The organism is Oscillatoria sp. CS-180, assembly GCF_028330965.1.
In the GTDB taxonomy this organism is placed as follows: domain Bacteria; phylum Cyanobacteriota; class Cyanobacteriia; order Phormidesmidales; family Phormidesmidaceae; genus Halomicronema.
The window spans coordinates 1-8,774 of the sequence record NZ_JAQMUB010000055.1 but is presented as its reverse complement, the minus strand read 5'-3'; the positions used below and the strand labels follow the sequence as shown (position 1 = coordinate 8,774).

Here is an 8,774-nt window from a genome sequence, read left to right as displayed (position 1 = left end):
ATCAGTACAAGGCTGAAATCCAGGGGCATTTCACCCTTACCCAGGACGGTGAAAAGCTGCCCAACTATGCGGCGCGATCGAATTATGACGACTACGCGATCGGGGACGGCCAGGGCAACCGGGATGGGCGCTTGGGTCTGAGGCTGGGGCAACTGCCAGGGCTGGAGGTAATTGAAGCGTTTCGGGATGAGCCGGTAGAGGAGATGCAGCCGGAAGCCGATGAATTCGCCGATGCCGCAGTAGAGATCAGCCAAACAGCAGCAGATGCTGAAGATACGGAAGATACGGGTGCAGTCATCGAAACAGCAGAGGAGGAACCCCAGATGAGCAAGCCACAAGAGCGACCCATTAAACGCCCCCAAGTCTATGAAGATGACTTAGAGCGCTTGGTGGAACTGATGGCCCAGGAGGGCAGGACAGGCAGCCCAGCCGAACTCATCGGTGCCCTTCTGAATGCCTACGAAAGTCTCAAAGGAGAGCACCAGAGTCAACAGGCCGAAACTATAGGGGAAGTGGCGCACACCTTTAACTGGTTCACTCGCGAAATTGACACGCTCAGGCAACAGGTGAGTGATTTAGAGGCTCGACCCCCGAAGCATCCCCAGACTGGACAGTCGGATGCACCAAAGGTCGATGACCTGCAAGCGCAGGTCGGCCAACTCAAGGGCGAGAATGAGCAGCTCACAACCCAGCTGGAGGCGCTGCAATCGGAAAACGAACAAGTCACGGCTCAGCTTCAGGAGACGCAGGCCCAGCTCGCGGGTATTCATGAGCTTCTCGGCACGCCAGTGAATCCATCTAAGTCAGCGCCTCAGCCGCCCTCAGCCGCCCAAAATGCTCAGGCGGTAGCCCCTGGGAAAACAATCTCAGAGAAAGAGGACACGAAACAACGCGACCGCCTTGACTCGAAAACCAAGGTCGAGGCCATTGTGCAGGACATTATCAACTGGAACACCGCTCAAGAGAGCAACGATACTCGGCTGCGGATTTCAGTTTCCATCATCAAAGCGCTGGGTAGCTTGGTGGGGGCGACCTATCAGCCGGTCATCATGGAAGTGTTGAAGGAGCAAGAAGAGGCGATCGGCGAAATCCATCAGCGCTTTATGCTGGGGGCTCGGCATAATGTCTCCGTTGATAAAGATACGATTTTGCAAGACATTGCCCGTGATTACATGGGGGTTGAGAACTGGCAAGAAGCGACCTATTAAGAGGACGATATGTCGAAGCCTGAGCTAATTCCAGATGATGACTATCGAGAGTTGCTGGAGGAACTGAAACAGCAGATCCGAACAGCCCAAGTGAAAGCGGCACTGGCTGTCAACCGCGAACTTCTATTGCTGTATTGGCAGATTGGCTGCGACATTTTGGTCCGACAGCAAGCCCAAGGATGGGGAGCAAAAGTGATCGCTCGACTCTCTAAAGACCTCAAGCAGGAATTCCCTGAGATGAAAGGGTTTTCGGCTCGAAACTTAGGCTATATGAAGACTCTAGCGGAGGCATGGCCTGAAGAATCAATTTTGCAAGAGGTGCTTGCAAAAATTCCGTGGTATCACAACATCACCCTGTTGGAGAAGCTGAAGAACCGAGATGAACGGCTCTGGTACGCGCAAAAGGTAATTGAGAATGGCTGGAGTCGCAGCGTCTTGGTCGGGCAAATTGAGAATGGTCTGTATCAAGAAAAAAAGGGAATTGTCACCAATTTTGAGCAGACTTTGCCAAGACCTCAATCAGATCTGGCCCACCAATTAATCAAAGATCCGTATCACTTCGACTTCTTATTAGTTGAGGAGAACATCCAGCATCAAGACTTGAAGCGGTATGTCATTGCTCACATGCGGGAGTTCCTGCTGGAGTTGGGGATTGGCTTTTCCTTTGTTCGTCGCAATTATCCCATTAGTGTTGGGGGGCAGGATTTTAATGTCGATATGCTGTTTTATCACCTCAAACTCCGATGCTTCATCGTGATTCAACTAGAGATCGATGAGTTCCGACCGGAGCAGTCCGGGCGCATGAATTTCTATCTGTCCGCGATCGACGATGCCGAACGAGGTGAGTATGATCAACCAACCATCGGCATCATTCTTTGTAAAACGAAGGATAGAACGATTGCCGAGTATTCTTTGAGAAGCCTCCAAAACCCAATCGCCGTCGCTGAGCATCGTTTGCCTAAGACGCTGCCCAGCAAGGAACAGTTAGAATCAGAACTTGAAAATGCAGTAAGAGAAATTGGCGGTGAACCGGAGTCTTGAGCCCATTATTGATAATCAACTTGCTGGGTGCGTTCGCGTCGTCTTTGGGGACTGTTGCGGTGAGTGCGCGGCTGGAGGATGCTCTGTGGGGTTCGTCCGCTTCTGGCTCAATAGGCGTGATCAGGAAGACGCGAACGCCCGGTGTCTGAGGGCTGTGATGCCATTGCCGGGGCCTTTGGAACAGGTGGACTGTTGAGCCTTGACGGATAGCCGCGTTTACCGGGGATAGCCTGACAGACTGCTGGAGTGCCGCAGAAGCCATTTTGCGGTATGGCAGTAGCGATCGCCCGAATGAGGTTCCTGCCAAGCCTGTACCATTGGTGGCGAAGGATATTTTAGTCGAAGGGTGAACGCTAGATTGAGCCGGGCGGTAATCGCCCTTGTCGGGAGCGTTCATGAGGGCGTCCTTTCAAGGTGTTGGCGGCATTTGAAGGGATGTCATCGAGTGGCGTGATCGCATTTTCCAGCGATCTCACTTTCATTGTGGTGCGGTGAGCGAGCTGGGTGTTTGGTTTTGGGTGTGCTTTGGGGTGGTGCTGGGCCTGGCGTTGAGAGGGACGTCTTCCTGGTGAGGCTGTGTGTTGAGCGGCGTCGTTGCGGTCACCGGCAGTGGTGTTGAGGGTGGAGCTTGACGGCCTTTGGTCGCTCAGACTGAATTTAAGTGGTGGTGGTTATAATGCGCTGGCATTCCCTAACTGAGAGAGATGAGATCGCGAAACCGAGTAGATGAACTGTTGCGGGAACTATCGGGGTGGGAGGGGCGAGAGTTGCGGGAATTGCAGGCAGCGCTGGGCGGGTTGTTGGCAGCGCTGGAGCCGGATACAGACGATAAGCCCATCAAGGCTCCCTCAGCTTCAAAGAATAGAGCCTTACCGGATAGCGAGGGGGCAGTCCAGGATCGGCGCGGTCATATTGAAGAGAAATACATCACCCGTGGCCATAAGCAGCACGGGCCTTACCTGTACCTGCGGTACTGGGAGGATGGGAAGTTGCGGTCGAAGTATCTGGGGAAGAAGAAGTCCGAGTAAGGGGGCGATCGTCTCAGCGTGATGGTGATCGCGTTTGACCTAGAATGAGGCGTTCTGATGCAAGTTGGTACAAGTTAGCCTGATATGAACCGCTTGTATTGTGCTAGTGATCGTGCTCTTGACGGCCAGAGCCCTTCTGTATCTGTAACTTTATCCTTGTCTTTATCTTTTGTCTATCGCAGACTTTCACAAGGGATCCCATCATCATCACCGTCTAAACGGTGGGGGTCACCAGGGAAGGCATTGAGGACGGCTTCAGCCCTGGCCTCGGCTTGCAAATAGTCATCATGGGACTCAGCGCAGCTATTGAGGTAACGATCGTAGATGACGGCATAGCCTTCGGCGACGAGCTGGAGTCCGACGGATTGATCGTCTTTGTAGACTTCGGCCACGGTCTCAGGAGCCGCCGCCGTGGGGTGCTCGCTTGAGCAAGCGGCCAGAGCGGTCAGCGTGATAGCGGCGAAAGTGACTTTAAGGGGCATGAGGCGGTGATACGGGAGGGAAGAGATTAAACTTAGGCTGCCCCTGCCGAAGGAGCGCGATCGCGCTTGAGGCTAATACTGATCGCGAGAATTGCCCCGAATGATGAGTGATCGTCCTGGCATTTACGATGGCGAAGTGATTGCAGTGCCCCCCATGCGGCTGACCCCAGAGGAGCAACTAGCGTTATTGGACTGGCACCCCATTTTCACGGGTCGGTGTCCTGAATGTGAGGTCCCGATCAAAGCGCGATCACAGAGGCCAGTGCGTTGGGAGTGCGATCGCTGTGGCTGGGTGGATGAGCGTGTGTGAGCCCTGTGGTTTGTCGGTCAAGGAGAACGCTCGTCTGGGTGGATGAGATCGTCCTTCAGGCAAGGAGTTGATTGTGCAACCGTTTGAGGGATAACTTGGTCCGGCCACGCCCTGAAGCGAGATCGCTCTGGTGCGACTTGTTGCAAGCAGGGTTATGCAGCCTTGGACGGCTGTGGTCTGGAGGAAGCGATCGCCCCTTTCCTCCTGTGTCGGTTGTGGAGCTGCGCGGCCAGCGGTGGAGCAGGCCTTCGGGGCTAGTGATGAGCGCTGTAATTATCTCTGTACAAAGAGTTCAGGGTTTAGGCATAGCGTCGAGGCCGGTTGCGCCAGTGAGGGGGTGATCGCGAAAGTGTTAGAGAACATTCAAAGCGAAGCGAGGCCGATTTATACCCTAACAAATTGAATGATGTGATCGCGGGTGGCCTCTAACGGTGATTGCCCTGTGGTGGGAGGTTAAGAATCTGAGAGGGTGGCTTGCTGCTCTAATGCATCTGCACTAGAGTCATCGTGATAGGGTTGGGAGAGGACATGAGCCAGTCAAAAATTCCTCCGCATGTCCGACGTTATTGCGATCGCTGTGGCTATCAAGAACCGTTTGATCAAGAGGGTCGGTGGTGGGCGTATCCGGTTGCGGCGGTCATCCCGGTACCCGTGCCGAGCCCGATGCCTCTAAAAACTGGTACATTTATACGCCTAGTCAAGATAAGCTAAGGATGGCCTTGTGAGGCGTGATCGCGGATGCAAACCGATAGCTTGTTTTATGCGTTGTTTCAGTCGGTGCCGTCGTTGCTTTTTGAGCTGTTAGAGCGCGACCCCACCGAAGCGGAGGGGTATCAATTTGCCTCAGTAGAGTTGAAGCAGACAGCGTTCCGCATTGATGGAGTGTTCCGGCCCCCGGAGGACACCCCGGACGCGCCCATTTATTTCGTGGAAGTACAGTTTCAGCGTGACCCGCAACTGTACCGTCGGTTGTTTTCGGAAGTGCTGCTGTATTTGCGGCAAAACCCGGCAGTAGAAGACTGGCGAGCGGTGGTGCTGTACCCTGATCTGACCGTTGAAGTAGCAGAAGGGGCCTTGCAGGAATTCCTAGAGACGAGCCGGGTGGAAGTCATCTACCTGAATGAGTTGGGAGCGATGGCGGAGTTGACACCAGGCTTAGGCATCCTCCGATTGTTAATAGAGCCTGTCGAGACCGTGCCTGAAGCGGCCAGAGGACTGATTGAGCGGGTGCAGCAGGGGTCGCGTTCGGCGGTGGATACGGCGCGGCTTATAGAATTAATTGAGACGATAGTGGTGTACACATTTCCGCGCCGGTCGCGGGAGGAGATCGCGGCAATGTTAGGACTGAGTGAATTGAGAGAGACCCGTGTGTATCAGGAAGGTCGAGAGGAAGGCCGAGAAGAGGAAGCGCGCTCGCTCATTTCCCGACAACTGACGCGGAAGCTAGGGCCATTGCCGGACTCGTTGCAGGCGCAAGTGAAGGCGCTGTCTTTAGAGCAGCTTGAAGCGCTGGGAGAAGCGTTGTTTGATTTTGCTGAGGCCTCTGATTTAGAGGGATGGTTAGCCCAGCCGTGAGCGGTGAAGCCAGCGATCACCAACCCATCCGTCGGCCTCTGGTCAACCCCCAACCGTTGAGGCAAAAGCGCGATCGCCCGTTCTCGCCAGCGCGATCGCAGGCACCAGCATCACGAGGAGCGATTGCGGATTTCCCAGTGCCCTTACCCTTGATATTGAGAGCGGCAGTGATCGCGTTTTCAAGGCGGTCGTTCTTCCCCACCCCGATCGCGTTCCGATTGTGCCTGAGAGCCGTTCTGAGGAGCGTAGGGTCAATGTTGTGTTCCCCTCCAACAGTCCTGCGGTCGCTGCTAGAAGTCGCTCTAATGCCCTGTTGGGATTGAGGGGAACGCGCTTCCAGGGAGTGCCACGAAAATTGTCATCTAACCGCTAGAATAGCCGCGCGGAATTTCACTACTGCCCCTACCGTTCTGGTGGGGGCTTTGTTTTTGCCCACTACAGCCCTAGTGCGATTGGGGGCAAACCGAGCTGATATGAACTGCCAGTATTGCAATGCTGCGGTCTGGCGGTCGCGATCGCCTTGGTGCGGAATGAGCGATGCTCCGTCGGAGCGGCTACGCCAACGCGGTTCCTATCGTGCCTGAGAGTCGTTCTGAGGGCCGATCGGTCTGGGTTCATGGAGCAATGGCGCTGTTGCGCTGGAGGGGAGTGCGTTTTTGGGGGAAGAGCGATCGCGAGTTAGACACTGCCCGAACTCGACTTTTCCTGAGAAACGGCGACACTGTCAGGGTTTGAGAAATGCTTTTATGTTTGAGGCAGCGATCGCCCCGGTCGCGGTGGTGGACCTGTCTTTGTCGATATCTGGAAATCAGTTAAGCAGGAAGTGATAAAAGATGATTGCGACGCCCCAGCCAGGAACTTGCCAGACATGCCTCTATTGGGAAAGCGACGCTGAGCAAGCAGGCAGATGCCTGCCCATTACTCTCTATAAAGGCGCTCCAGCTTCAGGCGGTGATGCTACAGAAGCTGCCTACCTAGAGGCGTATCGAATGCTGACTCAGCTTTTTCTGCAAGAGGACTGGGAGCAGCTAGCGGCGATTGCTGCTGAGGGCATGTCTGCTGCCGTTTGGCAGATTTCCCAGGCCGCTGTTCCAGTGCCTGCCAAGTTCTAGCCTCAGGCATCTGTTTTGCGAATGGTCGTCTTGAGACAGTAGAACACTATCTCTTTCCTTATCTTTTTTGTCCAACCTGCTGTATTAGATATGGATAAAATATCGTGCCATGGTAATTGACCGTTTTTGGCGTTGTGCCACGGTAATTGGTCGGGTGTGAGTGCGGTATTGCGGCACTGCCTGAGACAGCGATCGCCGTTACATCGCCCGTGTTAGCAGCTCTGAGGGCATCGCTATCATCCGTCTGAATGTGAGGGGTGGAAAGTATCATGAGTTAGCTAACGGCCAGAACCTCTCAGATTTGCGATCGCGGCTATGGGTTCCAGTTGTCTTGAGCATTAACGTGAGCGCTCCGGAGGGCCGTGTTGTAGGTGTTGAGGAGAGCGGGATAATGGCCTTTGTGCTGGTGGTGTGTGCTCCATGGCGCTAGTGAGGCGGTTGGAGGGGTATCTCCATGAGCTTCTAGGATGAGTGATCGCTGTCCTGACCACGAGCCAAAACTACATGCAACTCGATCTTTTCCTTGGAAACGATTGATATGTAAGGGCTTCAGAAAACCTTTTCTTGAGAGGTGTTTTTGAGGTGGGTTTCCACGCGATTTCAAGGAGAGCGATCGCACTCACTTAATTCAAGCCAAGCCTCTCCTGGTCCCATACGGCCCCTGCTGAACGCTGTAGTCGTGGGTGCCCAGAGTGGGCGCTGTTGTGCTGGATGGGAGAGCGATCTCTAGCACGGCACCTCCAAGTGGTGCGTCCTGGTGCAGATAGGACTGAAGAGAACTGCGGCTGAAGAGAATTGCGGCACTTTTGAAGCAGCGATCGCGGGGCTATGCTTCATCATCATCATGTGGAGGATGCAGAGCGACGGCTGAGAGCGATTCTGAGGGGGATTAGAGCGCTACCACAGCTCTCTGCTAGATGAGTTACCATCAACGCGGCAGAGCCAAGAGAGCGGTTTTTTAAAGTGCGATCGCGTGGCCTGGAGTGCTGGGAGAGGGATCGCTAGTGGTGAAGGAGTTGGAGCGATCGCGCTCAATCAAACGATTAGTCCACAGAGGTATGGGTTGGCTTCATGAGCACATCAAAGGTGCCGCAGTGGGTTGAGAGGCATTGTCATTGCTTTGGCTATTGTGAGCCATTCTTGCATGAGGGTCAGTGGTGGGCGTCTCCCATACAAGGTGTGATGCCATACAAGGTGTGATGCCTGTACCGCTGTCGGTGTCGGCGTGGTCCCTGAATCGGTTAGCCGAGCGGTTGGCGACTTGCTCTTGGTTGTGCCTGGGCATCGCGTTAGGGATATTGATCGGCGAGGGCCGCTCATGGGCGGATTATGCGCTCTCGGGCAGCTTTGCGGTTACGGGTGGTCTACTCGCCCTGCTGAGTCGTCGTCATTCTGGGCATTAGAGCGCTACCCCAGCGCTGCTAGATGAGTTACCATCAACGCGGCAGAGCCAAGAGACCGACTCCCCAAAATGCGATCGCTACCGCCTTCAATAACGTCCATACCTTGACATTCCTTCACATTTGTTTTGCTTGACGGTAGAGATACGAAAATACGAAAGATAAGATATAGATAAAGAAAGAATCGAATTTTAGATATAGATATTTTATATTCCATAACCTATATACATCAAGGATTTCAGGGAAAATCGAATAAATAGAAACGGGCTTAATGCCTCTTATCGTATCTCTATTTCTAAAATAAGTGCGATTTTTAAGGCATAAGATAAAATAATTGATACGGATAGCTTATCTTTTGAGGGTGATTTTGCTAGTTTTTGAGGACAAAGATATGGTAGGCGAGGCGACTGCATGGGGATCGGGATCACTAGAAAAGGCCAAAAGTATTGCTATATATAGGCTCTAGCGTTCGCGGATTTTCGTGGAGATCAGATCCCGGTTTTCTTTTTCCTTATCCCTATCGGGGATCGATAATATATCCTTATCCATAACTATATCCTATATGAAAGGGATCGTCGTAGGTAGAATACAGAATAGTATCAGATACTATTCTGTATT

Annotated in this window: 12 protein-coding genes and 1 pseudogene; 9 read left to right on the top strand and 4 right to left on the bottom strand. The window is 53.5% G+C overall.

Annotation, left to right across the window (positions count from 1 at the left end):
- A pseudogene (locus tag PN498_RS13440) lies at positions 1-1,208 on the top strand (hypothetical protein); the annotation flags it as partial.
- A gap of 9 nt (positions 1,209-1,217) precedes the next feature.
- Complete coding sequence (locus PN498_RS13435) at positions 1,218-2,249, top strand: PDDEXK nuclease domain-containing protein (protein WP_272063320.1); 1,032 nt, start codon at positions 1,218-1,220, stop codon at positions 2,247-2,249.
- Here PN498_RS13435 and PN498_RS13430 read toward each other — a convergent pair.
- Positions 2,167-2,646 carry a hypothetical protein gene (locus tag PN498_RS13430; RefSeq protein ID WP_272063319.1) on the bottom strand — a complete coding sequence of 160 codons (480 nt, stop codon included), beginning with the start codon at positions 2,644-2,646 and terminating at the stop codon, positions 2,167-2,169. The genes PN498_RS13435 and PN498_RS13430 overlap by 83 nt on opposite strands.
- Before the next feature lie 307 nt (positions 2,647-2,953).
- Here PN498_RS13430 and PN498_RS13425 point away from each other — a divergent pair, with 307 nt between their 5' ends.
- Complete coding sequence (locus PN498_RS13425; RefSeq protein ID WP_272063318.1) at positions 2,954-3,277, top strand: hypothetical protein; 324 nt, start codon at positions 2,954-2,956, stop codon at positions 3,275-3,277.
- A gap of 173 nt (positions 3,278-3,450) precedes the next feature.
- Here the strand turns inward: PN498_RS13425 and PN498_RS13420 are convergent, their stop codons facing one another.
- Positions 3,451-3,759 (bottom strand): thermonuclease family protein, encoded by a 309-nt coding sequence (locus PN498_RS13420; protein ID WP_272063317.1) that lies wholly within the window; start codon positions 3,757-3,759, stop codon positions 3,451-3,453.
- A gap of 100 nt (positions 3,760-3,859) precedes the next feature.
- On the opposite strand from PN498_RS13420, the gene PN498_RS13415 reads away from it, so the two are divergent.
- The 3 genes from PN498_RS13415 to PN498_RS13405 all read left to right on the top strand — a co-directional run bounded on the left by PN498_RS13415 (position 3,860) and on the right by PN498_RS13405 (position 5,644).
- Positions 3,860-4,069, top strand: coding sequence for a hypothetical protein (locus PN498_RS13415; RefSeq protein ID WP_272063316.1), 210 nt, complete (start codon positions 3,860-3,862; stop codon positions 4,067-4,069).
- A gap of 528 nt (positions 4,070-4,597) precedes the next feature.
- Positions 4,598-4,780 carry a hypothetical protein gene (locus PN498_RS13410; protein ID WP_272063315.1) on the top strand — a complete coding sequence of 61 codons (183 nt, stop codon included), beginning with the start codon at positions 4,598-4,600 and terminating at the stop codon, positions 4,778-4,780.
- A 27-nt stretch (positions 4,781-4,807) separates the two neighbouring features.
- Positions 4,808-5,644 (top strand): Rpn family recombination-promoting nuclease/putative transposase, encoded by an 837-nt coding sequence (locus tag PN498_RS13405; RefSeq protein ID WP_272063314.1) that lies wholly within the window; start codon positions 4,808-4,810, stop codon positions 5,642-5,644.
- A gap of 42 nt (positions 5,645-5,686) precedes the next feature.
- On the opposite strand, the gene PN498_RS13400 is transcribed toward PN498_RS13405, so the two are convergent.
- Complete coding sequence (locus PN498_RS13400) at positions 5,687-5,899, bottom strand: hypothetical protein (RefSeq protein ID WP_272063313.1); 213 nt, start codon at positions 5,897-5,899, stop codon at positions 5,687-5,689.
- A gap of 282 nt (positions 5,900-6,181) precedes the next feature.
- On the opposite strand from PN498_RS13400, the gene PN498_RS13395 reads away from it, so the two are divergent.
- Positions 6,182-6,379 carry a hypothetical protein gene (locus tag PN498_RS13395; RefSeq protein WP_272063312.1) on the top strand — a complete coding sequence of 66 codons (198 nt, stop codon included), beginning with the start codon at positions 6,182-6,184 and terminating at the stop codon, positions 6,377-6,379.
- 98 nt (positions 6,380-6,477) lie between these two features.
- Positions 6,478-6,756, top strand: a complete 279-nt coding sequence (locus PN498_RS13390) for a hypothetical protein (protein ID WP_272063311.1) — start codon at positions 6,478-6,480, stop codon at positions 6,754-6,756.
- Positions 6,757-6,814: 58 nt separating this feature from the next.
- Here the strand turns inward: PN498_RS13390 and PN498_RS13385 are convergent, their stop codons facing one another.
- Positions 6,815-7,027 (bottom strand): hypothetical protein, encoded by a 213-nt coding sequence (locus PN498_RS13385; protein ID WP_272063310.1) that lies wholly within the window; start codon positions 7,025-7,027, stop codon positions 6,815-6,817.
- Positions 7,028-7,973: 946 nt separating this feature from the next.
- On the opposite strand from PN498_RS13385, the gene PN498_RS13380 reads away from it, so the two are divergent.
- Positions 7,974-8,159, top strand: a complete 186-nt coding sequence (locus tag PN498_RS13380; protein WP_272063309.1) for a hypothetical protein — start codon at positions 7,974-7,976, stop codon at positions 8,157-8,159.
- Positions 8,160-8,774 lie beyond the last annotated feature (615 nt).

Coding starts and splice junctions, on each gene's coding strand:
- PN498_RS13415 (WP_272063316.1), top strand. CDS start 3,860: ATGATGAGTGATCGTCCTGGCATTTACGATGGCGAAGTGATTGCAGTG.
- PN498_RS13425 (WP_272063318.1), top strand. CDS start 2,954: ATGAGATCGCGAAACCGAGTAGATGAACTGTTGCGGGAACTATCGGGG.
- PN498_RS13435 (WP_272063320.1), top strand. CDS start 1,218: ATGTCGAAGCCTGAGCTAATTCCAGATGATGACTATCGAGAGTTGCTG.
- PN498_RS13405 (WP_272063314.1), top strand. CDS start 4,808: ATGCAAACCGATAGCTTGTTTTATGCGTTGTTTCAGTCGGTGCCGTCG.
- PN498_RS13395 (WP_272063312.1), top strand. CDS start 6,182: ATGCTCCGTCGGAGCGGCTACGCCAACGCGGTTCCTATCGTGCCTGAG.
- PN498_RS13385 (WP_272063310.1), bottom strand. CDS start 7,027: ATGATACTTTCCACCCCTCACATTCAGACGGATGATAGCGATGCCCTC.
- PN498_RS13390 (WP_272063311.1), top strand. CDS start 6,478: ATGATTGCGACGCCCCAGCCAGGAACTTGCCAGACATGCCTCTATTGG.
- PN498_RS13420 (WP_272063317.1), bottom strand. CDS start 3,759: ATGCCCCTTAAAGTCACTTTCGCCGCTATCACGCTGACCGCTCTGGCC.
- PN498_RS13430 (WP_272063319.1), bottom strand. CDS start 2,646: ATGAACGCTCCCGACAAGGGCGATTACCGCCCGGCTCAATCTAGCGTT.
- PN498_RS13410 (WP_272063315.1), top strand. CDS start 4,598: ATGAGCCAGTCAAAAATTCCTCCGCATGTCCGACGTTATTGCGATCGC.